Here is a 23,389-nt window from a genome sequence, read left to right as displayed (position 1 = left end):
TTGATTCAATTACGCAATGTGGCCAAATGGTTCGACACGAAAAACGGTCGGGTTCAGGCGGTCGATGATGTGTCGCTTACAATCGAAAGCGGCGAAATTTTTGGAATAATCGGATATTCAGGGGCGGGGAAGTCGACGCTCATCCGCTTGCTCAACCGACTCGAGGCACCGTCAAGCGGTGAAATCGTGGTCGCCGGCAGCGAGCTGACGAAACTCACGCCGAAGGAACTGCGCGGGGTGCGTAAAAATGTCTCGATGGTGTTCCAACACTTCAACCTATTATGGTCGCGCACGGTCGCTGAGAATATTAGCTTCCCGCTCGAACTCATCGGGGTACCGGCGAGTGAGCGCAAACGCCGCGTCCAAGAGCTCGTCGAACTCGTCGGCCTCGCCGGACGGGAAGACAGCTATCCGTCACAACTATCGGGCGGCCAAAAGCAGCGAGTCGGGATCGCCCGTGCGCTCGCTACGAATCCAGAAGTGCTCCTCTGCGATGAAGCGACGAGCGCACTCGACCCGAAGACAACGGACTCGATTCTCGAACTGCTCGTCAGTATCAACAAGAAACTCGGTTTGACGATCGTCCTCATCACCCATGAGATGCACGTCATCCAAAAGATTTGTCACCGGGTCGCCGTCATGGAGGCCGGGAAGGTCGTCGAGACCGGACAAGTCGCCGACGTGTTCCAACATCCGGAACAGCCGATCACGAAAGAGTTCGTCAAACAGATCGGCGCGGTCGAGGACATGTCGCTCACGTTCGAACATTTGAAAGCCCGGTATCCGAGCGGACAAATCGTCAAGCTCAAATTCTTGAACGAGACGGCCGAACAACCGATTCTGTCGGAAGTGTTGAAGCAGCATGACATCGGCTTCAACATCATCGGCGGGAAGGTGACGCAGTCACAGGTCGGTGCCCTCGGGACATTATTCATCCAATTGATCGGAGAGCCGGCTGAAGTCGAGCGGGCCATCGCCTCAATCCGGTCGCAGGCAGTGGAAGTGGAGGTAGAAAGCGATGTTTCCTAATGTAGATTGGCAAGTCATGCTCGAGCAGACGTGGGAGACGCTCTATATGACGCTCGTCGCCGGAGCCGCGACGTTCGTCATCGGTCTCGCCCTCGGGATGCTCTTATACGTCACGAACGAACCGCTCATGATGAAAAACCGTCCGATTTACACGGTTATCAGCGCAATCGTCAACGTGTTCCGGTCGATCCCGTTCATCATTTTGATCATCTTGCTCATCCCGTTCACGTTACTCGTCGTCGGGACGATGCTCGGATCGACGGCAGCGTTGCCGGCGCTCATCATCGGTGCGGCTCCGTTCTATGCGCGGATGGTCGAGCTCGCCCTGCGTGAAGTCGACCGCGGCGTCATCGAGGCGGCTGAATCGATGGGTGCGACAAAATGGCAGATCGTCTATAAAGTGTTGTTCCCAGAAGCATTGCCGGCCATCGTGTCAGGCATCACGGTCACGATCGTCGCGATCGTCGGTTATACGGCGATGGCAGGGGTCGTTGGGGGCGGGGGACTCGGGAACTTGGCGTTCCTCGAAGGGTTCCAGCGCTCACAGAGTGACGTCACGTTCGTCGCGACCGTCTTAATCTTGGTTATCGTCTTCGTCATCCAGTTCATCGGCGATCGACTCGTATCAGTAATTGACAAGCGTTCCGCTTGATCTAAATAGAAAATTTGGAGGGGTTTTATAATGAAATCATGGAAAACAGTACTCGGATTGACAGCAGCTTCAGCACTCACTATTCTCGCAGCTTGCGGCGGAGATTCAGAATCAGGTTCGGGCGATGATAAGACGCTCGTCGTCGGTGCGTCAAACGTCCCGCACGCTGAGATTTTAGAGCACATTCAAGACGACTACGAAGAGAAGGGCTATACGCTCGAAATCAAGAAGTTCCAAGACTACGTCCTCCCGAACAAAACGCTCGCGGACGGCGAACTCGACGCGAACTACTTCCAACACGAGCCGTACCTCGAGTCGCAAATGGCTGAGAACAAAGACTACAAATTCGCTTCAGCCGGCGGCGTTCACATCGAGCCGATTGGTGTGTACTCGAAAGATTACGCATCACTCGATGAGCTTCCAGACGGCGCGGAAATCATCATGAGCTCGTCGGTCGCTGACCACGGACGAATCCTCACGATGCTCCAATCAGAAGGCTTGCTCACGCTCGCGGAAGGCAAAACAGTAGACGCGACGGTGTCAGACATCGTCGACAACCCGAAAAACTTGAAATTCAAGACAGACGTCGAAGCGGCACTTCTCCCGCAAGCGTTCAACAACGGTGAAGGGGACGCGGTCCTCATCAACACGAACTACGCGATCGATGCCGGCCTCAACCCGCTCGAAGACGCGATCGCTCTCGAAGGCGAAGATTCACCTTACGTCAACTTGATCGTCACACGTGAAGGCGACGAAGATGACGAGCGCGTCAAGGCACTCCTTGAAGTACTCACGTCAGAAGAGACACAACAGTGGATTTTGGACGAGTACAAAGGTGCAGTCGTACCGGTCAAATAATAATTTCGTCAAGGCCCGGGCTATCCCGGGCCTTTTTTGTTTGGAGTAGTTTTGACGCATCAATAGAAGTACACTACATATATGTAGGAAAAGGGGGGATTCGGATGAACATACGACACATTCATCCGCTGACGCTGGGCGTCTTGTTTGGCACATTTTTTGCCCGGCTGTCGACATTTTTTGTGATGCCGTTTTTTGCGATTTATCTCGCGACGCTCGGTTTCTCGGCGAGCGTGATCGGGACGGTGTTTGCCATCTCGGCGTTATCGGGGTTATTCATGAGCTTTTTCGGGGGGACGCTATCCGACCGCTACGGGCGCAAACAGCTGATGCTGATCGGTATCGCGTTGAACGCGATGACGTTCACTGGTTTCGCGCTCGTGACAGAATTATTTTGGTTTTATATGTTCTCGGTACTTATGGGCGTGTCGCGGTCGTTCCTCGAACCGGCGTCGCGCGCACTCATCAGTGATACGACGCAGCCGGACCAGCGCGTCATCGTCTATAACGTCCGCTACTTTTTAATCAATATCGCGGCGGCAATCGGGCCATTGCTCGCGGTCGTGTTGTCGCTCACCGGGGCGAAGAGCGCCTTCTTCGTCGTCACGGGCGTCTATGTGTTATACGGTCTCGTCATCTCGACGCTGTTCCGGAAATATCCGTTCGAGGAAGGGGACGGCGTCAAAGTCCGGCCGCGCTTGACGGAGACGTTCCGTGTGTTACAACAAGATAAGACGTTCCGCTACGTCATCATCGGGATGATTTTCGCCATCATCGGCTATAGTCAGTTCAATGCGACGTTGCCGCAGTTCATCGCGTTCCATGACGGCTTCAGTGATGGCTCACGTTTGTTCGCCTATCTGTTGACGGTCAATGCGATCACCGTCCTCGTCGTCCAATATCCGATCATGCGCTTCGGGATTCGCGTGTCGCCGATCAAGTCACTCTTTTTCGGCGTCGGGACGCTGTCGACGGGGCTCCTGCTCATCGGTTTTGCGACCGAGACGTGGGTGTTGTTCATCGCGATGGTCATCTTCACAATCGGTGAGGTGCTTATGTTCACGATGACGGACGTATTGACGGACGAATTGGCACCGGCTCACCTGCGCGGGACGTATTTCGGGGCGATGGGGTTGACGGCGCTCGGTCAGACGATCGGCCCCGTCATCGGTGGGGTGTTGCTCGATGGGTTTGATAACGCCGCGTTGCCAGTGTTTGGAAGCTTGGCCGTGTTGACGGCTTGCGGCGCCTTCTTCTTCGCCGGCGCCTTGAAGGAACGGAAAGCAAGTTTGGCCTTAATCGAGGAAAAAGTTGGATAAAGTCTTGATTTCTCGATATTCTCATTCTCAACATTTAAGTTTTATTGAGAATGAATAATAAGGTGAGTCGCTTGAAATAAAAAATTGCCTAGATTAAGATTAGAATATATCTAATCTACGCCAAAAATGGCGAGAAAACGGAAGGGGTATCCGAATGTCTAACGTACCACACATGAAAATTGATGACCTCCGCGTCTCAATCGAAGGAAAAGAGATCGTCAAAGGTCTTAATCTTGAAATTAAAGGTGGCGAAATTCACGCCATCATGGGTCCTAACGGGACGGGTAAATCTACACTCGCATCGGCACTTATGGGTCATCCATTGTATGAAGTTACAGGCGGAAGCGTTGATTTGAACGGCGAAGACGTACTCGACATGGAAGTCGACGAGCGCGCACAAGCCGGAATGTTCCTCGCAATGCAGTATCCTGCTGAAATCAGTGGTGTCACGAATGCCGATTTCTTGCGTTCAGCCATCAACTCGCGCCGTGAAGAAGGTCAAGAAATCTCGCTCATGAAGTTCATCCGTGAACTCGATGCGAAGATGGACGTCCTTGAAATCCCTTCAGAAATGGCACACCGCTATTTGAATGAAGGTTTCTCAGGCGGAGAGAAAAAACGTAACGAAATCCTTCAGATGATGATGATCAAACCGAACATCGCCATCCTCGATGAGATTGACTCAGGTCTTGACATCGATGCGCTCAAAGTCGTCGCCAAAGGCGTCAACGAAATGCGCTCAGAAGAGTTCGGTTGCTTGATTATCACGCACTACCAACGTCTCCTCAACTATATCGAGCCAGACTTTGTTCACATCATGATGGACGGGAAAATCGTCATGTCAGGTGGCAAAGAGCTTGCACAACGACTCGAAGCTGAAGGTTACGACTGGGTGAAGCAAGATCTTGGAATGACAGTAGACACAGAAGCGTAAGGAGGCTGTACGATGACCGTACAATTTGAATTGGATGCACAAGCAGTAGCGGCACGTGCAGAGGCGCTCGGTGGACCAGCATTTATGGTCAACCGTCGCAAAGAAGCAGCAGAACTTGCGCCGACTCTTGCCTTGCCAAAAGTTGAAAAAATCAAGATTGATAAATGGGACTTCGTCTCTGGAGACGTCGAACTCACGAAGCACGACGGCTTGACGCCCGAAATCGAAGCACTTCTTGGAGACCATCGCACAAACGTGCTCGTTGAACGCAACGGTCATGTCGTCTACAACGAACTTGCAACGCCAGAAGGTGTCCTCTTCATGGGCATCAACGAAGCAATGGAACAACATCCGGAGCTCGTCGAGAAGTACTTCATGACAGAAGGTGTCCGCGTGGACGAAGAACGTTTGTCTGCGTTGAACGCTGCTCTCATGAACGGCGGTGCGTTCCTATACGTACCGAAGAACGTTCAATTGAAGGACCCGCTCCAAGCCATCTTCACGATGGAACAAGCGAACGGCGCGCTCTATCATCACACGATCATCGTCGCAGACGAAGGCAGTGAATTGACGTACATCGAGAGTTTCCTCTCGAACACGAACGAGCCGCACACGGTCAATGCCGTGACAGAAGTGTTCGCTGCCGCGAACGCGAAAGTCGTCTTCGGTGGTGTCGATCAGCTTGCTGATTCGGCCCTCTCATTCATGAACCGCCGCGGTGTCGTCTATGAGAACGCACGCCTCGAATGGGCGCTCGGTCACATGAACGATGGCAACTCGGTCGTCGAGACGAAAACGCACCTTGTCGGGGACAACACGTTCTCAGACACGAAAGCCGTCACGATCGGTCGTGGCGCACAGAAGCAAAACTTCAACATCCGGACGGACCATTTCGGGAAGTCTTCAGAAGGGTTCATCTTGATTCACGGTGTCCAAAAAGATTCAGCCACGGCCATCTTCAGTGGAACATCGATGATTCACCATGGCGCTTCGAAATCGAACGGCGTTCAAACGGAACGTGTACTCATGTTGTCTGAAAAGGCACGTGGGGATGCGAACCCGATCCTCCTTATCGATGAGGACGACGTCATGGCAGGTCACGCCGCTTCGGTCGGACGCGTCGACGACGTGCAACTCTACTACTTGATGAGCCGTGGTTTGTCACGTAAAGAAGCCGAACGGTTGATCATTCACGGATTCTTGAACCCGGTCGTCGAGCAACTCGCGATCGAGTCGGTCAAAGACCGTCTCCGTGAAGTCATCGAAGGGAAAGTGCGTTAAGATGATCGATGCCTCGATTCGTAAACAGTTCCCGATTTTAGATCAGGAAATCAACGGTCATCCGCTCGTCTATCTCGACAGCGCGGCGAGCTCCCAAAAACCGCTTGCTGTCATCGAGGCGATCGAGGATTACTATCGCCGCATCCACTCGAACGTGCACCGGGGCGTCCATACGCTCGGGACGCACGCGACGGATGCGTATGAAGGGGCGCGGGAGCGCGTCCGTTCATTCATCAACGCCGCCGTCCCGGAAGAGATCATCTTCACACGCGGGACGACGACGGCGATTAACCTCGTCGCGTCAAGCTACGGGGATGCCAACGTCGGCGCGGGGGACGAGATCGTCCTCACGCCGATGGAGCATCACGCCAACTTGATTCCGTGGCAACAGCTCGCCAAGCGTAAAGGGGCCAAACTCCGTTACGTCGAATTGACGCCGGACGGTCGGGTCACGCTCGACGCGGTCCGTGCCGTCTTGTCGGACCGGACGAAAATCGTTGCCATGAGTCACGTCTCGAACGTGCTCGGCACGATCAACCCGATCGCCGACGTGGCGAAGCTCGCCCACGAGAAAGGCGCGGTCATGGTCGTCGATGCGGCGCAAAGCGCACCGCACCGTAAACTTGACGTGCAAGCACTCGACTGCGACTTCCTCGCCTTCTCAGGCCATAAGATGCTCGGTCCGACCGGGATCGGGGTCTTATACGGGAAGAAACAGTTGCTTAAAAACATGGAGCCGGTCGAATTCGGTGGCGAGATGATCGATTACGTCGACTTGTATGAGTCGACATGGAAAGACATCCCGTACCGGTTCGAAGCAGGGACGCCGATCATCGCCGGCGCTGTCGGTTTGGCAGCGGCCATCGACTTCTTAGAAGACCTCGGTCTCGAGAACGTCGAAGCCCACGAACGGGCGCTTGCGACGTACGCCATCGAACAGATGCGGACGATCGAAGGTATCCAAATCTTCGGGCCAGAGGAACGGGTCGGACTCGTCACGTTCAACTTAGGTGACGTGCACGCCCACGACTTAGCGACCGTCTTGGATATGCAAGGCATCGCGGTCCGGGCCGGCCACCATTGTGCCCAGCCACTCATGCGTCTCCTGAAGCAATCATCGACAGCCCGAGCGAGCTTCTACTTGTACAATACGAAAGAAGAAGTCGACCGCTTCATCGAAGGGCTACGTCAAACGAAGGAGTATTTCAATTATGAGTTTTAACAATCTCGACATGTTGTACCGACAGGTCATCATGGATCATTATAAAAACCCAAGAAACCGTGGCGTCATCGAAGATGGCGTGACGGTCGACTTGAACAACCCGACATGCGGGGATTCACTCCGACTCCAACTCCAAGTCGAGGACGGAATCGTGAAAGATGCCAAGTTCGAAGGGGAAGGCTGTTCCATCAGTCTCGCCTCGGCATCGATGATGACCCAAATCGTGAAGGGCAAGTCTGTTGACGAGGCACTCCAATTGGCCAACATCTTCTCGGAGATGGTCCAAGGAAAAGACTATGATACAGACACGTTCGACCTAGGCGACATCGAAGCGTTGTCTGGCGTCTCAAAGTTCCCGGCTCGCATCAAGTGCGCCACGCTCGCGTGGAAAGCGCTTGAAAAGGGAGTCGACGAGGAAGCGTAAGCAGAAGGAGGAGACCGATATGGCGAAAAACATGCCTGACATTGGCGATTATAAATATGGCTTCCATGACCGAGACATCTCGATTTTCCGCTCAGGCCGCGGCTTGACGAACGAAATCGTAGAGACGATCTCGCACATGAAAGAAGAACCGGCATGGATGCTCGAGTTCCGTTTGAAATCACTCGAACAGTTCCGCAAAATGCCGATGCCGACATGGGGCGGCGATCTCACGGCTCTTGATTTCGATGAGATCACGTACTATGTCAAACCGTCTGAAAAGACAGAGCACTCGTGGGATGAGGTTCCAGAAGAAATCAAACGTACGTTTGATAAGCTCGGAATCCCAGAAGCGGAGCAAAAATACTTGGCAGGCGTTTCGGCTCAGTACGAGTCAGAAGTCGTCTATCACAGCATGCAAGAAGACTTCGAATCAAAAGGTGTCATCTTCAAAGATACAGACACGGCGCTCAAAGAAGATGAAGCCATCTTCCGTGAGTATTTCGGGAAATTGATTCCGCCGACGGACAACAAGTTCGCGGCACTCAACTCGGCTGTATGGTCAGGTGGCTCATTCATCTACGTACCAAAAGGCGTGAAGCTCGAGCAACCGCTCCAAGCTTACTTCCGCATCAACTCAGAGAACATGGGTCAGTTCGAGCGGACGCTCATCATCGTCGACGAGGGCGCTTCTGTCCATTACGTCGAAGGATGTACAGCACCGGTCTACACGACGAACTCACTTCACTCAGCGGTCGTTGAGATTTTCGTCAACAAAGACGCATACTGCCGCTATACGACGATCCAGAACTGGGCGAACAACGTCTACAACTTGGTCACGAAGCGTGCCGTCTGTGAAGCGGGTGGATCGATGGAGTGGATCGATGGTAACATCGGTTCGAAACTCACGATGAAATACCCGGCCGTCATCTTGAAAGGTGAAGGCTCACGCGGTATGACGCTCTCAATCGCCCTCGGCGGTAAAGGGCAGCACCAAGATGCCGGCGCGAAAATGATTCACCTCGCACCGAACACGTCATCTTCAATCGTCTCGAAGTCGATTTCGAAACAAGGCGGAAAAGTCTCGTATCGCGGTATCGTCCACTTCGGCCGTAAAGCGAAAGGCGCACGTTCGAATATCGAATGTGACACGCTCATCATGGACAACGAGTCGACGTCGGACACGATCCCGTACAACGAGATCTTGAACGACCAAGTCTCACTCGAGCACGAAGCGAAAGTCTCTAAAGTGTCAGAAGAGCAACTCTTCTACCTCATGAGCCGCGGAATCTCGGAAGAAGAAGCGACGGAAATGATCGTCATGGGCTTCATCGAGCCGTTCACGAAAGAATTGCCAATGGAATATGCCGTCGAAATGAACCGTCTCATCAAGTTCGAGATGGAAGGATCGATCGGATAATCTTTAATTAGCGAACTCACCGCAAGGGAGTTCGCTTTTTTTGTCGTGAAACGAATGCGAGTCGGGTATGCTAAGAGAGAGACTGCTTTTAGGGAGGAATGATTGAATGGAAACGATTGATCCAAAAGACATCACCCGCATCGCCGTCGTCGGCGCCGGCTGGGTCGGTATCAGTTTCGCCTATCAACTGTCGATGGCGGCGCTCTGTGAAGAGCTCGTCTTGATCGACTCGAACCACGCCAAGGCCGAAGGGGAGGCAATGGACCTCAACCACGGCATCTCGTTCGCGCCGAGCCCGGTCCGCATTTGGGCAGGGGACTACTCGGACTGCCGTGACGCCGATATCGTCGTCATCACGGCCGGTGCCGCTCAAAAGCTCGGTCAGACCCAGATGGACCTGGCCGAACAAAACGCGGTCGTCGTCCGTGACGTCACGAAACAAATCATGGCGAGCGGGTTCGATGGCATCATCGTCGTCGCCACGAACCCGGTCAACGTCATGGCGCACGTCGCCTTTGAGGCGTCAGGTTTGCCAAAGCACCGCGTCATCGGTTCAGGTACGGTGCTTGACACGGCCCGTCTTCGTTATAAAGTCGGTGAGTACTTCGACTTGTCATCACGGAACTGCCACGTCTATTACATGGGCGAGCATGGCGCCGGGGGATTCGTCGCCTGGGACAATGCCCGCATTTACGGGAAGTCGATAAAACAGTTACTTGAGGAGAATGAATCGTACCGCCAAGAAGATTTGGACGCCATCTATCAAGGGGTCCGCGATGCGGCGAATCAAATTATCGAATATAAGAGCGCGGCGTACTACGCGATTGGGCTCGGGCTCCTCCGAATCGTCCGCGCTATCGTCCGGAATGAGAACTCCGTCGTGACGATCGGTGCTCATCTCGACGGAGAATACGGTGCCTCTGGCCTCCATATCGGCGTACCGGCCTTGATCGATCGGACCGGTATCCGCCAAATCGTCGGAATCGAACTGACGGACGAGGAACAACAACAGTTCGACGCCTCGGTCGGACGGATTCGTCAAGCAATCGACAAGATTGAATCGAGTTCATAAAAAAAGGCCCGGCTGCGATTGCAGCCGGGTTTGTCGTTACGACGCCTTCTTCTCGGCGACGTCTTTCTTATAATATTTCTCGGACGTGAAGAACTCGGTCGTCAAGCGCTTCACTTCACCGCTCAACATCAAGACGGCAATCATGTTCGGGATGAGGATCATCGCGAGCATGAAGTCGAGGAAGTTCCAAATCATTTGGGCGCCGCCGATCGCACCGATGACGATTGAGGCGATATAGACGACTTTCATCAAGAATCCGGCCTTCAACCCGAACAAGTACTCGGCTTGGCGCGACCCGTAGAAGATGATGACGATAATCGTCGACAAGACGAAGAAGATGAGCGAGATTGTGACGAGCAGGCTACCCGTGTAACCGAAGTACTGTTGGAACGCGATTGTTGTCAGGGCGGCTGGATCGTTCATCGCATCGGCCCGTGTCCATACACCGGACGACAAGACAACGAACGCCGTCGTGCTACAGATGATGAGCGTATCGATGACGATCCCGATCACGGCCCAAAAACCTTGCCGGACCGGATGATCCGTTTGGGCGGCCGCGTGGGCGATCGGTGCCGTCCCGAGTCCAGCCTCGTTCGAATACAGACCGCGGGCGAAGCCCCAACGAATCGTCTCGGCAATCGCGGCACCGGCGAAACCGCCAAGGGCAGCCATCGGTTGGAATGCGTACGAGAAGATGAGCCCGAGTACTTCCGGGATTTGCGAGAAGTTCATCAAGACGATGATGAACCCGGCACCGACATAGACGAGCGCCATCGCCGGGACGATGACCTCCGTCACTTTGGCGATCCGCTTCACGCCGCCGAAGACGACGAGCGCGACGAGGCCCGCGACGATGAGTCCGGTCACGAGCGTATTGCCGTCGAACGTCTCGCGGACGGCCGAACTGACGGCGTTCCCTTGGACCATGATACTCGGGATGAGTTCAATCATGAGGGCGAAGGCGAACCAAGAAGCGAGCCATTTCAACTTCAAGCCTTTGGCCATATAGTAGACGGGACCGCCGACAAATTCCCCGGCCTCGTTTTTCTCGCGGTAACGGACAGCGAGGACGCTCTCCGAGAACTTGATGGCCATCCCGACGACGGCGATGACCCACATCCAGAAGATGGCACCGGGACCACCGAACATGATGGCAGCCGGTACCCCGATGATATTGGCAGCACCGATCGTCGACGACAAGGCCGACGTGAGTGCTTGGCGAGGACTGATGTCGCCTTCGCCTTTTGGTTTTTTAAAGACACTGCCTAACGTTTGTTGCAATATGTATAGCGGGTATCGGAATTGGAAGAACCCTAAACGAATCGTCAAATAAAGTCCAGACAAGACAAGTAATGAGATGATTGGCACTCCCCATAGCCAATCCGAAAACGTCGTCACCATATTCACAAGTTGTTCCACATCACCACTCCTATCCATTATTTTACTTAAATATTATTTCCTAACTATAGCGTCATTAAACCTGTTATTTCACATACGAGGAGGAATACATGCATGAAACAAGCACAACATCTCATCGTATCGGGTCGTGTCCAAGGGGTCGGTTTCCGCTACTTCGCTCAAGCGACAGCGCTTGAATACGGCATCACGGGTTGGGTTCGGAACTTGAATGACGGGACGGTCGAACTTCAAATCGAAGGAGACGCGGAGAGACTCGAATCTTATAAACGTGCTTTATATGACGGCAATCGTTTTGTCGGGGTCGAACGCATCGAAGCCGAAGAGGCGACGATCGAATCCTTCCGGAAATTCGATATCCGTTATTGACCATTTCTCTCATAAAGAGCAATCCTTCCTCATTTACTCGCCGATAATTTGTAAAATGAGGGAACAGTTCCATATGAAAAATCCACATTTCAAAAAAATAAACATCATTTTTAAGGATAGGGTGGTCAAAAAAATGAAAGTGTGTATAATGAAATAGACCAAGCGCTTTATTGTCAGAAAATTTAGTCATTTGATTCATTGGGTAACACGGAAGGTATTACATGTATGTGGAGGTAGTTGTATGAAAAAATCGACATTATTCCCGTTAGCGTTCACGATTTTCGCATTATTCTTCGGGGCCGGGAACTTGCTGTTCCCACCGATGTTAGGTGCGATGGCAGGACAGAACCTCGTCCCAGCCCTAGTCGGTTTCGTCATTACCGGCGTCGGGCTACCATTACTCGCGCTCTTCGCAGTCGCGCGGGTCGGCGGTGGGTCTGACCAAATCGCTCGGTATATTCCGAAGCGTCTTGCTCTCGTCTTGACGGGATTAATGTACGTGGCAATCGGGCCGTTCTTCGGGATTCCTCGGACGGCAGCCGTCACGTATGAGATGGGAGTCGTACCGTTCCTCGGTGCGCCATCTACGCTCACGCTCGCAATCAGTTCAACTGTCTTCTTCGGATTAACGTTCTTCTTGACGTTACGCGCTCAAAAATTGATTGAAATCATCGGACGCATCATCACACCAATCCTCTTGCTCTTGCTTGCGGCAATCGGAATCACGAACCTCGTGGCTCCACTCGGGAAGCCGGTCGCACCAGCAGAAGGATATGAGACATGGATGGGTGCGCTCGGGGAAGGTTTCAAACAAGGTTACTTGACGATGGACGTCTTCGGCGCACTCGTCTTCGGGGCCATCGTGCTCGTTACGCTCAAAGCGAACGGTATGACAGACCAAAAAGAAGCGTCTTCGCTTCTCCGCTCGTCAGGCTTACTTGCCGTCACATGTTTGATGCTCGTCTATATCTCGCTCGGATCGATCGGAGCGAATATGACGGGTCAAACGGGGACGACAGATGGCGCAAGCTTGCTTCAAGCGTTCGCCGGTTCTTCATTCGGACAAGTCGGAATGCTCGCACTTGGGGCAGCAGTCTTCCTCGCTTGTTTGACGACAGCGGTCGGGCTCATCACTGAGTTCTCACGCTTCATCAGCAACACGCTCGAATCACTCAAGTATTATCAGGTCGTTATCGCGACGACGTTGTTCGGCTATCTCATCTCACTCGTCGGAATCGGTACGTTGATTCAAATCGCGGTACCGCTTCTCACGCTCTTGTATCCGGTCATGATCGCACTCGTTCTCGTGTCGATCACGGAACGGATTCAACGCAACCCTCACGTCGCCATGAAGGCGACAGTGTATACGGCCCTCGTGCTCTCGCTCTTTGAGACGACACACGGTTTGGCGCCGTCTGCTGCAACCGAATGGATCACGAACTTGCCGATGGCCGAGATCGGGCTCGCCTGGGCGGTTCCAACGTTGATCGTGTATGTGATTACGCTTTTCTTACCGAAACAACGTTCCAATCAATTACTCGCTCAATCACGCATCTCATAAGCAAGTGAACGAACACCCATCCTCTGGTCAAGGATGGGTGTTTTGCTGTCTTATCGTTTGCTCATTCCATTCATCAACAAGTAAAATGAAAGGATGAAAAGGAAGTGACATACATTGACGACTAAACAAAAGAAACAATTGGCGATTCTTATGTTGAACATGTTCATCGCTGTAGCAGGATTCGGGATCATCATTCCGATCATTCCTGATTATTTGAAGATGATCGGAGAAGGCGGCACTGCTGCCGGTCTCATGATCTCAGTCTTCGCAGGAGCCCAGTTGCTCATGTCGCCGATTGCCGGGAAATGGGCGGATGTTTACGGGCGCCGTCTGATGATTATTTTAGGTCTGATCGGTTTTACCGTCTCGATGGGCGTCTTTTACTTATCTGACAACCTGAGCGTCCTCTTGATTTCACGGGCGATCGGCGGCGTCGGGGCCGCGCTATTGATTCCGGCGATTTTCGCCTACGTGGCCGACATCACCACGCTCAAGCAACGGGCGAAAGGGAACAGCTATATTTCCGCGGCAATGTCGCTCGGGATCGTTATTGGACCGGGGATCGGTGGCTTCTTCGCTGAGTTCGGTTTGAAGGCGCCGCTTCTCTTGTCAGCGATTGTCTCGTTCGTCGCCGTCATCTCGTCGATCATTCTATTGAAGGAACCGGATCGAGAACCATACGTTCAAACGAGCGAGAGCGAGTCGTTGCCGCGCCAACTCGTGTCGTCGACACGGAAGCCGTATTTCTTCGTGCTCGTCATCAATTTGGTCATGGCGTTCGGTTTGATGGCGTATGAATCTGTCCTCGGCTTGTTCGTCAGTGAGACGTTCAGCGCGACACCGCAACAAATCGCGGTCATGATCACCGGGACAGGCATCGTCAGTGTTATCGTGCAGCTGTTCGCCGTCGACCGTCTCGTTTCATTGCTCGGTGAGATCAAAGTCGTGCTTATCTTCATCATGCTCGCCGCGCTCGGCTTCTTGTTCTCGCTGTTCGCCGGGTCTTACACGATTTTCTTCGCCGTCACGTTGATTATCTTCTTGTCGACGTCGATTTTACGACCGGTGTTGAATACGCTCGTGTCGAAAATGGCCGATAAGGAACAAGGGTTTGCGATGGGGATGAACAACGCCTATATGAGCATCGGCAATATCGTCGGGCCGACGCTCGCCGGGATTGCGTTTGATATCGATATGCGCTATCCGTTCGTGATGGGACTCGTCCTGTTGCTCGTGACGTTCGCCGGAACGTTGAACTGGTCGAAGCGGAAAGCGACGGCCACGTTCGAACAATGATGTAAGGAGGGAACATGATGATTTATGTCGGTGTGACGGGATGGGGCGACCACGATTTGCTCTATACGAACCCGGAAGAACGTAAACATAAACTGTCGACCTACGCGGGGCATTTTCCGACTGTCGAGATCGATTCCTCGTTTTATGCGATTCAACCTGTGAAGAACTATGAGAAGTGGAACCAGGAGACACCGGAAACGTTCCAGTTCGTCGTCAAAGTTTCCAGGGAAATGAGCGGACATGACCGCGAACCGAAATTACCGCTCGCCGAACTATTCGAACGGTACCGGACCTCGGTCGAACCGTTGAAGCAGGCCGGAAAACTCCGGGCCGTGCTCGTCCAGCTGCCGCCGTGGTTTGACGTCTCAAAGCCGCATCTCGATTATTTGCGGACGATTCGCGACGAGTTGAAGGACTATGACATCGCGATCGAGTTCCGAAACCCGACTTGGTTCTCCGAGGCGTTCCGGGAGCGGACGCTCGCTTTCTTGACGGAACTTCGGTTCATCAACACGATCTGTGATGAGCCGCAGACGAAAGAGAGCAGCATCCCGTTCGTGCCGGTCGTGACCAATCCGGAAGTGGCCGTCGTTCGCTTACACGGGCGCAACACGGCTGGCTGGCTTAGAAAACCAGGAATGACGAGCCAAGAGTGGCGTCATGTGCGTTGTCTGTATCGCTACAGTGAAGACGAACTGCAAGAGCTCGCGGCGGCGCTCAAACAAGTCGACGCAACGGCGAAGTCGGTGTACGTCTACTTTAACAACAACTCGGCCGGAGACGCGGTACCGAACGCCAAACGGTTGATCGAGATCCTCGGTGCCGAATATGAGCTCGCCCCGAGCCAAATCAGCCTGTTCTAGGAAGGGGAATCGTCTTGAGAACAATCACGATGTATCATTATAATGACTTACATTCGAAATTTCATAACTGGCCGCGTCTCGTCTCGTTTTTGAACGAGCACCGGACAGAAGAGACGCTCGTCTTCGATCTCGGCGACCATGCCGATCGGACCCATCCGGCGACGGAAGTGACGCGAGGACAAGTGAACGTCCGCCTGCTCAATCGCGTCCAACCGACGGCGGTCACGATTGGGAACAACGAAGGCATCACGTTCCCGCATGACTGGCTCGCCCATCTATACGAAGAAGCGGAGTTCCCGGTGTTGCTCGCGAACGTCTATCAGGCGGATGGCACGAGACCCGATTGGGCGACGGAGACGCTCGTCGTCGAACGAGACGGACTCCGCATCGGGCTGTTCGGCGTGACGGCACCGTATGAAGAACTTTATCCGGAACTCGGTTGGACCATCGAAGCGCCACATGAGGCGACGAAACGTGCGCTTGAAACACTCCGAGACTGTGATATCGTCATCGCCCTCAGCCACCTCGGTTTTTATGCAGATGAGCGGCTCGCCGAAGCATTTCCGGAAATCGATGTCATCCTCGGGGCCCATACCCATCACGTGCTCGATGATGGGGTCGTCACGAACGGTGTCTTGATCGCCCAGGCCGGCAAATACGGGCAATACGTCGGGGAAGTGGAACTCACCCTCGATGGGAACCGAGTCATCGAGAAGCGGGCCAGTTTGCATGACTTGACGGAACGAGAGACAGATGAAGCGACGGTTTCGACCTTACAAGAAGAATACAGCCAAGCCGAGCGGCTGCTCGACGTGACCATCGCTGACACGCCGGGTTATCCGAGCGACTGGTTCGGCCCATCTGCCCTCGGTGAACTGTTGGCAGGCGGGCTGGCGGACTGGTGTGACGCTGAAGTGAGCGTGATCCCGGCAGGCGTCCTATTGGAAGGGTTATTGCCGGGGCACGTCACGCTCAATATGCTTCACCGCATCTGTCCGCATCCGATCAACCCTTGTCTGCTCTCGCTGGACGGAGCCACGCTGATCCGTTTTTTAAACGATGTGCAAGAAGAAGCGTTCACGACGATGCATGTCCGTGGCCTCGGATTTCGCGGAACGGTGCTTGGCGCCCCGATTGTCCACGGTCTCGAGTTGAGGCATGGTCGCTATTACGTCCACGGTCAGGAAGTCGAGCTCGATGAGACGTATCGCGTCGCCACGGTCGACATGTTCACGTTCGGTCCGCTCCTTCCTTACTTGGCCGACCAGACGAAGCGTTACTTCATGCCAGAACTGCTCCGTGATGTGTTGCGGGAAACGATTGTGACGCGCCATAATGCCATCCGAAAAGGATAGGGGCAGGGCCGGTCGGCATGATATGATAGGAGAGTGGAGGTGTGAAACATGATTAGAGTGAATCGCCACGGCTATACCGTCATCGAAGAAAAACGGGACGGTTTTGACGAGGAGGCATTCATTGCACGCTATAGCGACGTGCTCGATAAGTATGATTATATCGTCGGGGACTGGGGTCACGGACAACTTCGGTTGAAAGGATTTTATGAGACAAAATCCAAGTTCGCGACATATGACAATCGGATCGACCATGTGATGGATTACGTGTATGAATACTGTAACTTTGGGTGCCCGTTCTTCGTGCTCAAGAAAAAGACGGAAATCGATGAGGCGGAAGACGGTCCGGTCTTCGGCGGCACGAAACAACCGCTCAAACTGAAACGCAAATTCAATAAGTCGGAAGAAGCTGAACCTTCGACCGGCACATGACGCGCTGATGACATCAGCGCTTTTTTTGTTACATTTATTTTCCAAATGTTTCTTTTAGGTGAAAAGACGGTGTGACAGGTTTAGGGGTGGGAAAATTGTGATAACTTATATTTATAGCAATTGTTTCTGTTCGGGTTTTGGAAGTGAGGTGGAAGTATGCAACACGTACAAACGGCGACCGTCGGTGACCGCGATGACGTCCACAACCGAATTCACAATCTCGGTCTGGGCTTACTTGCGATGTTGTTCTTCGGGTTAGGGAGTATCATGACGTTTTACTTCACGGCCGCAGTCCTTCTCTATGAGGTTGTCCACGTATTGCTGATCCGCCGCTTTGAATATCGTCAGGCGTTTCTGAGAAGCCGTCTATTTAAAATCATTTCGTTGGTGGCAGTGGCCACAGGTGTGCTCTTATTTATTTTATCGATGTCACAGTTTTTCATGGGCAATGTGATGTATTGAGGGGGAGGGAAAAAAACCTTTTCCCTTTTTTCGTGGTTTTTTGAAACTTTTCTGGAGGCGATGACGTACACTTAGGAAAGACCTCACAAAAAGGATGATGAAAAATGACTGCACAGTTAAAACAACATGCCCAAAAAATGTTAACCGGAAAGCGTTGGCTGATGGCCGGGCTATTAATTTTATTCGTCGTCTTGAACGGGATTCCACAATCGTTCGCGCCGCCTGTCCCTGTAGACCCAGAGGCGATACCGACAGCGGCTGACACGGGACTTACGTTCTTGTCGCTTCTTCTCACTTTGTTGATTGCACCGCTCACGATTGGCTGGGCGTGGCTCGTCCTTTCCGTTTCACGCGGCGAGCGGCCAGGCGTCTCAAAGTTGTTCGAGCCATTTAAAACGGGCTACGTCAAGCACGTGCTCGCCCCGTTCTTCATGGGATTGTTCATTTTCTTATGGACGTTGCTCCTCGTGATCCCGGGAATCATCAAAGGGTTCTCGTACTCACTGACGTACTACATTTTACGGGACCAACCGGAACTATCGGCCCTTGAGGCGATCACGGAATCACGCCGCATGATGGATGGGCATAAGATGGACGCGTTCAAACTCGTCCTCTCGTTCATCGGTTGGTTCTTCGTCGGGGTGTTCACGCTCGGAATCGGATTCTTGTACGTCTACCCGTACTTCACGACGACGTACGCGACGTTCTACGACTCGATTCGTCAAGCGGAACGACCACAGACAAACCATGCCGGCACGGATTTCGAACAAGGATTCTAAACGAAAACCTCCGCTCAATCGAGAGCGGAGGTTTTATTATGCGTTGATTTCTTGTTTTTGGAGGTATGGCTTGAGTGACAACGTGTGCTCGGCGACGACTTTACGAATCGTCTTCGTTTTCGAGCGCATGACGAGCGACGTCGTTTCGACGATATCATCCGTCAAGAATTTGACGCCGTCGAGCAATTCGCCTGATGTGACGCCTGTCGCCGCAAAGATGCAGTCATCGCTCTTGACGAGGTCGTCGATTGTGAGCAATTGGAGCGGGTCGTCGATGCCCATCGAGATGACGCGCGCCGTTTCTTCTTCGTTCATCGGGTGAAGGCGTGCCTGCATGTCGCCTCCGAGCGCTTTGACGGCCGCTGCCGTGATGACGCCTTCCGGGGCGCCGCCCGTGCTGATAAAGATGTCAATCGGATTTGATTTGACGGCTGCCGCGATTCCCGCCGAGACGTCTCCGTCTTCGAACAGCTTGACGCGAGCGCCCATGTTCATCGCCGCTTGACGCAAGTGCTCATGGCGATCACGGTCTTGCATGATGACCGTGACTTCTTCGATACGCTTGCCGTTATAGAGGGCTGCCTTCTCGATGATCGATTCGAGCGGTTCGTCGAGCGAGACTTTCCCTTTCAAATTCGGCCCGACGACGAGTTTATCCATATACATATCCGGTGCGTGGAGGAGGGCGCCCTTATCGGCGACCGCGATGACGACCATGGCATCGCCGAGCCCTTTGGCGACGATGGACGTCCCTTCGAGCGGGTCGACCGCGATGTCGACTTCCGGCCCAAACGTCGTGCCGAGACGTTCACCGATATAGAGCATCGGTGCCTCATCGAGCTCGCCTTCACCAATCACGACGGTGGCGTCCATATTGACCGTCCCGAGGACTTCACGCATTGCTGACGTGGCTGCGTCGTCTGCTTCGTTCTTTTGACCACGACCGATCCATTTTGACGAAGCAAGTGCTGCTGCCTCAGTTGCTCGTACGATCTCTAGCGCTAATTCTCGTTCCATAGTGTTGTACCCTCCACGTGATGTCTATTTAATGTGTCATACTATTTATTGTGTTAATCCGTGGATTAGTGTATCACAATCGGATAAATGATGTAAATAGGTGAGATTCTTTTCTCGAACGAGAAAAAGGATTACTATAGGAGGCAGGGGGGATTCCGATGTATTTTGTGAACAGAGAAAAGATTAGCGAGACGTTGGCCCATATGGAGACGATGTTCGGTCGACTTGATCAACTAGAGGGGGACGCCTTCACGGTCGAACTGGCGAAACAGCGGTTGGCCGTCCATTTGATGGAAGGCGTGATTGATGTCGGCAATTCGATGATTGATGGCTTCATCATGCGCGACCCGGGCAGTTATGAGGACATCGTCGATATTTTGCTCGATGAACGCGTGCTCGATGCCGAGACGGCAGTAGCCGCAAAAGCGCTCGTGGCGCTACGGGCTCATTACGTCCGGGAGTTCGTCACGGCAGACTCGGACCGATTCGACGCTTGGGTCGAGCGCTATAGAGCGACGTTCGAGGCATTCCCAGAGCAGGTCCGGCATTATATCGAAGTGGAACTTGGACCTGTATCAGCATTTCTACCAGAAAGCGAGTGATTGGATGGATTCGATTAAAGGATACTTATTTGACTTAGACGGCACGATTTATGCGGGGACAGCCCCGATTCAAGCAGCGGTCGATTTCGTGAATCGACTCGAAGCAACGGGCTTCCCGTACTTGTTCGTCACGAACAACGCGTCGATGACGCCGAAACAAGTGGCAGATAAGCTCGTCTCGATGGGTGTACATGTCACACCAGAGCACGTATTGACGAGCGCGATGGCGACGGCCCGTTACATCGAGAAGATGACGCCGGGCGCGACGGTTTACATGATTGGGGAAGACGGCTTGCGTTTAGCGCTTGAAGAACGCGGCTTCCACGTGACGGAAGAGGCGAAGGCGGACTATGTCGTCATCGGGCTCGACCGCCATATCACTTACGAGAAGTTGGCGAAAGGCGCACTCGCGATTCGTTCCGGTGCCCGCTTCATCTCGACGAACGGCGATATCGCCATCCCGACCGAACGTGGCTTTTTGCCTGGGAACGGGGCGCTCACATCCGTCTTGGCTGTGACGACAGAAAAAGACCCATTCTTCATCGGGAAACCGGAACCGGTCATGGTCGATATCGCCCTTGAGATGATCGGTCTCACAAAAGAAGAGGTCGTCATGGTCGGGGATAACTATCATACCGACATCTTGTTCGGAATCAACGGTGGGCTCCGGACGCTTCATGTCAATTCGGGCGTACACGGTCCGGCCTTTATCCAAGAACAAGAAAAGCTCCCGACCTATATGGTCGAAAGCTTAGATGAATGGACGCATGCATGAAAAAAAGGGATGACTCACGTCTCCCTTTTTTTTTAGAATACTTGTTCGACTTCAACGATGCCAGGTACTTCTTCGATGAGCGCACGCTCAATCCCGGCTTTCAAAGTGATGGTTGAAGATGGGCAGCTGCCGCATGCACCCATCAAACGAAGTTTGACGATGCCTTCTTCCACGTCTACGAGTTCGACGTCACCGCCGTCGCGAAGCAAGAACGGGCGTAATTTATCGAGTACTTCTTGGACTTGATCAAACATTTCCATGGTATCTACCCCTTTCTGGTTCCCTTTCATTCTAGCAAGTTTGAGATTGTTTCTCAATCATTAACGCTGAGCGTTTTGTGACGATGTCACTTCTTGAATTTTGTATAATAGGAGAGAACAGGGGGAATGGACATGAAAATCACGGTATATGGGGCTGAGGTGCAGTGTGCGAGCTGCGTCGGGGCACCTAGCTCGATCGAGACATATGAATGGTTGCAAAGTGCGCTTGCCCGGAAATATCCGGATCAGGCGTTCGAGTTCGAGTACATCGATTTCGAGACGGCGGACGACGACATCGCTGAGGCGATCAAGCAAGACGAGTGGTTTTATCCGCTTGTCCTCTTGAATGGGGAAGTCGTGGACGAAGGGGTCGTCCAGTTACGAAAAGTCTACTCGGCCATCGAGCAGACGACAGCATGAAAAGAGTCGAGCGACGATTGTCGTTCGACTCTTGTTCGTTACAGAAGGCGGAACGATGACGTCGCCGAACCAGCCGTGTAGCCAGTGAGCGTCGCATCAGCCTTCACTTGGTACGTGCCGCGCTGTGACGAAGAACTTGTCGAGAGCGTGAACGTGATGGCGCCTGTCGAACTTGTCTTGCCTGTCCCTGTGAGCGTTGTGCCGTAAGGTTGTGTGACCGTCACACGGACGTCGGCGTTTGCGACCGGTTGGCCGTTCGCGTCCCGCACCGTCGATGAGATCGATACTTGCTCACCCGCGTAATAAGTCGACTTCGATGTCGATACTGTCGTCGCGAGTGCTTGAACAGGCTGTGACGTCCCACCAGACGTTGGAGCTTGGACGAGTCCGTTTCCGAACCAGGCGTCGCGTCCAACTGCGCCAAGGTCGATCGAGTCTTGTGACAGTTTTGAGCGGAGTTGCGCGCTCGACAACGTCGGGAACGCTTGCTTCATGAGAGCGAGGTTACCAGCGACGTACGGAGTCGCCATCGATGTCCCGCTCATTTGGCCGTATCCGCCAGTTGCGAGTGTCGAGTTGATGCTCACGCCTGGTGCCGCGACTTCGACCGTGCTGCCTGTAGCCGAGAATGAGGCGCGATTGTTGTTGATGTCCGTCGCTGCGACAGCGATGGCCGAGCTGTATCGGGCCGGGTAGTTGACGAGGTCGCCCGATCCGTCGGTGCGTCCGTTGTTACCGGCTGCCGCGACGACGAGGATGCCAGCATTATTGGCACGGTCGACGACTTGTTGGAGCGTTGAGGATGGACTCGTCGTCCCGAGACTCAAGTTGATGACGTCCATATCGTTCGTGATCGACCAATCGATCCCGGCGATAATACTCGATAGGCTACCGCTACCGTTCGCCTCGAGTGCCTTGACGGCGTAAATGCTCGCCTCGTGGGCAATCCCGACGGTCCCAATGCTGTTGTTACGGGCCCCGATAATACCAGCGACGTGCGTCCCGTGACCGTTGTCATCCGCGTATGAGCTCGTGACCGTACTGAACGATGCACCACCAGCAATCGTCAAATCAGGGTGTGGCGAGATTCCCGTATCGACGACCGATACTTTCACGCCTTTCCCGGTGTAACCACTCTGCCAAGCGGATGGAGCCTTTAACTTCGGAATGCCCCAGTCTTGCGTCTGGTTTTCGATTTGCACCGTTTGATCGACTTCCACGTGGGCAACGTTCGGATTGTTCTTCAAGCCCTTCAAGGCAGCCTTCGGTACTTCGAGGGCAGCGGCCGGAAGATTTTTGTACTGTTGGCGAACTTCCATGCCTTCAATCGAGAGCGGGATGTTCTTTGCCGACTCTTTGAAGACGACGATGACGCGTTCTTTCTCTTTGTTCGGGGCGGCATCTGCGCCTCCCGGAACGGTTGACAAGACGAGCAATGAGGCGAGGACGGTGCTGCAAACTTTTTTCAACTTGTTTCCTCCTTTGGGGTATGTAGGCGAGGTGACACGAAGTCGTTCGGCCGTGTCCATAGAGTAACAAGTTTTCCCACCGGGTAGAATATGTCAATGGAATTAAAA

Annotated in this window: 25 protein-coding genes; 21 read left to right on the top strand and 4 right to left on the bottom strand. The window is 53.4% G+C overall.

What is annotated here, in order from left to right; genetic code table 11:
* The 10 genes from KNP74_RS03005 to KNP74_RS02960 all read left to right on the top strand — a co-directional run bounded on the left by KNP74_RS03005 (position 1) and on the right by KNP74_RS02960 (position 10,208).
* Positions 1-1,029 carry a methionine ABC transporter ATP-binding protein gene (locus KNP74_RS03005; protein WP_138859104.1) on the top strand — a complete coding sequence of 343 codons (1,029 nt, stop codon included), beginning with the start codon at positions 1-3 and terminating at the stop codon, positions 1,027-1,029.
* Positions 1,019-1,681, top strand: a complete 663-nt coding sequence (locus KNP74_RS03000; RefSeq protein WP_034778455.1) for a methionine ABC transporter permease — start codon at positions 1,019-1,021, stop codon at positions 1,679-1,681. The genes KNP74_RS03005 and KNP74_RS03000 overlap by 11 nt, the downstream gene beginning before the upstream one ends.
* A gap of 30 nt (positions 1,682-1,711) precedes the next feature.
* Complete coding sequence (locus tag KNP74_RS02995; RefSeq protein ID WP_214763296.1) at positions 1,712-2,539, top strand: MetQ/NlpA family ABC transporter substrate-binding protein; 828 nt, start codon at positions 1,712-1,714, stop codon at positions 2,537-2,539.
* Between the two features lie 104 nt (positions 2,540-2,643).
* A complete protein-coding gene (locus tag KNP74_RS02990; RefSeq protein WP_214763294.1) occupies positions 2,644-3,858 on the top strand; it encodes an MDR family MFS transporter in 1,215 nt (404 codons plus the stop codon).
* 172 nt (positions 3,859-4,030) lie between these two features.
* Entirely contained in the window at positions 4,031-4,792 is a 762-nt protein-coding gene (sufC, locus tag KNP74_RS02985) for a Fe-S cluster assembly ATPase SufC (protein ID WP_114166887.1), read from the top strand.
* A gap of 12 nt (positions 4,793-4,804) precedes the next feature.
* On the top strand, positions 4,805-6,073 hold the full coding sequence (gene sufD / locus KNP74_RS02980) for a Fe-S cluster assembly protein SufD (RefSeq protein ID WP_138859107.1): 1,269 nt from the start codon (positions 4,805-4,807) through the stop codon (positions 6,071-6,073).
* 1 nt (position 6,074) lies between these two features.
* The gene (locus tag KNP74_RS02975) at positions 6,075-7,295 is read left to right on the top strand and encodes a cysteine desulfurase (protein WP_214763292.1); all 1,221 of its coding nucleotides are present in this window, start codon (positions 6,075-6,077) and stop codon (positions 7,293-7,295) included.
* Positions 7,285-7,719: a Fe-S cluster assembly sulfur transfer protein SufU gene (gene sufU, locus KNP74_RS02970; protein WP_029595098.1), complete on the top strand. Its 435-nt coding sequence runs from the start codon at positions 7,285-7,287 to the stop codon at positions 7,717-7,719. The genes KNP74_RS02975 and sufU overlap by 11 nt, the downstream gene beginning before the upstream one ends.
* A gap of 19 nt (positions 7,720-7,738) precedes the next feature.
* Positions 7,739-9,136: a Fe-S cluster assembly protein SufB gene (gene sufB, locus KNP74_RS02965; protein ID WP_214763291.1), complete on the top strand. Its 1,398-nt coding sequence runs from the start codon at positions 7,739-7,741 to the stop codon at positions 9,134-9,136.
* A gap of 106 nt (positions 9,137-9,242) precedes the next feature.
* A complete protein-coding gene (locus tag KNP74_RS02960) occupies positions 9,243-10,208 on the top strand; it encodes an L-lactate dehydrogenase (protein WP_214712890.1) in 966 nt (321 codons plus the stop codon).
* Positions 10,209-10,244: 36 nt separating this feature from the next.
* Here KNP74_RS02960 and KNP74_RS02955 read toward each other — a convergent pair whose 3' ends face one another.
* Positions 10,245-11,645, bottom strand: a complete 1,401-nt coding sequence (locus KNP74_RS02955; protein ID WP_251126417.1) for an alanine/glycine:cation symporter family protein — start codon at positions 11,643-11,645, stop codon at positions 10,245-10,247.
* A 75-nt stretch (positions 11,646-11,720) separates the two neighbouring features.
* On the opposite strand from KNP74_RS02955, the gene KNP74_RS02950 reads away from it, so the two are divergent.
* From KNP74_RS02950 to KNP74_RS02915, 8 genes are all read left to right on the top strand, one after another.
* Positions 11,721-11,993 (top strand): acylphosphatase, encoded by a 273-nt coding sequence (locus KNP74_RS02950; protein WP_034778432.1) that lies wholly within the window; start codon positions 11,721-11,723, stop codon positions 11,991-11,993.
* A 241-nt stretch (positions 11,994-12,234) separates the two neighbouring features.
* Positions 12,235-13,554 (top strand): branched-chain amino acid transport system II carrier protein, encoded by a 1,320-nt coding sequence (gene brnQ, locus KNP74_RS02945; RefSeq protein WP_214763290.1) that lies wholly within the window; start codon positions 12,235-12,237, stop codon positions 13,552-13,554.
* Positions 13,555-13,668: 114 nt separating this feature from the next.
* Positions 13,669-14,850 (top strand): MFS transporter, encoded by a 1,182-nt coding sequence (locus tag KNP74_RS02940; RefSeq protein WP_214712895.1) that lies wholly within the window; start codon positions 13,669-13,671, stop codon positions 14,848-14,850.
* A 17-nt stretch (positions 14,851-14,867) separates the two neighbouring features.
* Positions 14,868-15,713: a DUF72 domain-containing protein gene (locus KNP74_RS02935; RefSeq protein ID WP_138859117.1), complete on the top strand. Its 846-nt coding sequence runs from the start codon at positions 14,868-14,870 to the stop codon at positions 15,711-15,713.
* 29 nt (positions 15,714-15,742) lie between these two features.
* Positions 15,743-17,068 (top strand): bifunctional metallophosphatase/5'-nucleotidase, encoded by a 1,326-nt coding sequence (locus tag KNP74_RS02930; protein ID WP_138860279.1) that lies wholly within the window; start codon positions 15,743-15,745, stop codon positions 17,066-17,068.
* Positions 17,069-17,116: 48 nt separating this feature from the next.
* The gene (locus KNP74_RS02925) at positions 17,117-17,497 is read left to right on the top strand and encodes a YutD family protein (RefSeq protein ID WP_138859118.1); all 381 of its coding nucleotides are present in this window, start codon (positions 17,117-17,119) and stop codon (positions 17,495-17,497) included.
* 156 nt (positions 17,498-17,653) lie between these two features.
* Positions 17,654-17,959, top strand: a complete 306-nt coding sequence (locus KNP74_RS02920) for a hypothetical protein (RefSeq protein WP_138859119.1) — start codon at positions 17,654-17,656, stop codon at positions 17,957-17,959.
* A gap of 104 nt (positions 17,960-18,063) precedes the next feature.
* Complete coding sequence (locus KNP74_RS02915) at positions 18,064-18,738, top strand: DUF975 family protein (RefSeq protein ID WP_034778418.1); 675 nt, start codon at positions 18,064-18,066, stop codon at positions 18,736-18,738.
* Between the two features lie 36 nt (positions 18,739-18,774).
* On the opposite strand, the gene glpX is transcribed toward KNP74_RS02915, so the two are convergent.
* Positions 18,775-19,755, bottom strand: a complete 981-nt coding sequence (glpX, locus tag KNP74_RS02910) for a class II fructose-bisphosphatase (protein WP_034778408.1) — start codon at positions 19,753-19,755, stop codon at positions 18,775-18,777.
* A 158-nt stretch (positions 19,756-19,913) separates the two neighbouring features.
* Here glpX and KNP74_RS02905 point away from each other — a divergent pair, with 158 nt between their 5' ends.
* Positions 19,914-20,357 (top strand): DUF86 domain-containing protein, encoded by a 444-nt coding sequence (locus KNP74_RS02905; RefSeq protein WP_214753002.1) that lies wholly within the window; start codon positions 19,914-19,916, stop codon positions 20,355-20,357.
* Positions 20,358-20,361: 4 nt separating this feature from the next.
* A complete protein-coding gene (locus tag KNP74_RS02900) occupies positions 20,362-21,132 on the top strand; it encodes a TIGR01457 family HAD-type hydrolase (RefSeq protein ID WP_214706604.1) in 771 nt (256 codons plus the stop codon).
* Positions 21,133-21,164: 32 nt separating this feature from the next.
* Here the strand turns inward: KNP74_RS02900 and KNP74_RS02895 are convergent, their stop codons facing one another.
* Entirely contained in the window at positions 21,165-21,422 is a 258-nt protein-coding gene (locus KNP74_RS02895) for a NifU family protein (RefSeq protein WP_232819607.1), read from the bottom strand.
* Between the two features lie 96 nt (positions 21,423-21,518).
* Between KNP74_RS02895 and KNP74_RS02890 the strand changes: the two genes are divergently transcribed.
* Positions 21,519-21,812: a DUF1462 family protein gene (locus tag KNP74_RS02890; RefSeq protein WP_138859124.1), complete on the top strand. Its 294-nt coding sequence runs from the start codon at positions 21,519-21,521 to the stop codon at positions 21,810-21,812.
* A 38-nt stretch (positions 21,813-21,850) separates the two neighbouring features.
* Here KNP74_RS02890 and KNP74_RS02885 read toward each other — a convergent pair whose 3' ends face one another.
* Positions 21,851-23,281: a S8 family serine peptidase gene (locus KNP74_RS02885; protein ID WP_214712898.1), complete on the bottom strand. Its 1,431-nt coding sequence runs from the start codon at positions 23,279-23,281 to the stop codon at positions 21,851-21,853.
* Between the last annotated feature and the right edge of the window lie 108 nt (positions 23,282-23,389).

It is taken from the genome of Exiguobacterium sp. s141 (assembly GCF_018618085.1).
Lineage (GTDB): Bacteria > Bacillota > Bacilli > Exiguobacteriales > Exiguobacteriaceae > Exiguobacterium > Exiguobacterium mexicanum_A.
The sequence above is the reverse complement of the archived record's forward strand: the minus strand, read 5'-3'. Positions and strand labels throughout refer to the sequence as shown.

Coding starts and splice junctions, on each gene's coding strand:
- KNP74_RS03000 (WP_034778455.1), top strand. CDS start 1,019: ATGTTTCCTAATGTAGATTGGCAAGTCATGCTCGAGCAGACGTGGGAG.
- KNP74_RS02995 (WP_214763296.1), top strand. CDS start 1,712: ATGAAATCATGGAAAACAGTACTCGGATTGACAGCAGCTTCAGCACTC.
- KNP74_RS02990 (WP_214763294.1), top strand. CDS start 2,644: ATGAACATACGACACATTCATCCGCTGACGCTGGGCGTCTTGTTTGGC.
- sufC (WP_114166887.1), top strand. CDS start 4,031: ATGAAAATTGATGACCTCCGCGTCTCAATCGAAGGAAAAGAGATCGTC.
- sufD (WP_138859107.1), top strand. CDS start 4,805: ATGACCGTACAATTTGAATTGGATGCACAAGCAGTAGCGGCACGTGCA.
- KNP74_RS02975 (WP_214763292.1), top strand. CDS start 6,075: ATGATCGATGCCTCGATTCGTAAACAGTTCCCGATTTTAGATCAGGAA.
- sufU (WP_029595098.1), top strand. CDS start 7,285: ATGAGTTTTAACAATCTCGACATGTTGTACCGACAGGTCATCATGGAT.
- sufB (WP_214763291.1), top strand. CDS start 7,739: ATGGCGAAAAACATGCCTGACATTGGCGATTATAAATATGGCTTCCAT.
- KNP74_RS02960 (WP_214712890.1), top strand. CDS start 9,243: ATGGAAACGATTGATCCAAAAGACATCACCCGCATCGCCGTCGTCGGC.
- KNP74_RS02955 (WP_251126417.1), bottom strand. CDS start 11,645: ATGGATAGGAGTGGTGATGTGGAACAACTTGTGAATATGGTGACGACG.
- KNP74_RS02950 (WP_034778432.1), top strand. CDS start 11,721: ATGAAACAAGCACAACATCTCATCGTATCGGGTCGTGTCCAAGGGGTC.
- brnQ (WP_214763290.1), top strand. CDS start 12,235: ATGAAAAAATCGACATTATTCCCGTTAGCGTTCACGATTTTCGCATTA.
- KNP74_RS02935 (WP_138859117.1), top strand. CDS start 14,868: ATGATTTATGTCGGTGTGACGGGATGGGGCGACCACGATTTGCTCTAT.
- KNP74_RS02930 (WP_138860279.1), top strand. CDS start 15,743: ATGTATCATTATAATGACTTACATTCGAAATTTCATAACTGGCCGCGT.
- KNP74_RS02925 (WP_138859118.1), top strand. CDS start 17,117: ATGATTAGAGTGAATCGCCACGGCTATACCGTCATCGAAGAAAAACGG.
- KNP74_RS02920 (WP_138859119.1), top strand. CDS start 17,654: ATGCAACACGTACAAACGGCGACCGTCGGTGACCGCGATGACGTCCAC.
- KNP74_RS02915 (WP_034778418.1), top strand. CDS start 18,064: ATGACTGCACAGTTAAAACAACATGCCCAAAAAATGTTAACCGGAAAG.
- glpX (WP_034778408.1), bottom strand. CDS start 19,755: ATGGAACGAGAATTAGCGCTAGAGATCGTACGAGCAACTGAGGCAGCA.
- KNP74_RS02905 (WP_214753002.1), top strand. CDS start 19,914: ATGTATTTTGTGAACAGAGAAAAGATTAGCGAGACGTTGGCCCATATG.
- KNP74_RS02900 (WP_214706604.1), top strand. CDS start 20,362: ATGGATTCGATTAAAGGATACTTATTTGACTTAGACGGCACGATTTAT.
- KNP74_RS02895 (WP_232819607.1), bottom strand. CDS start 21,422: ATGAAAGGGAACCAGAAAGGGGTAGATACCATGGAAATGTTTGATCAA.
- KNP74_RS02890 (WP_138859124.1), top strand. CDS start 21,519: ATGGACATGAAAATCACGGTATATGGGGCTGAGGTGCAGTGTGCGAGC.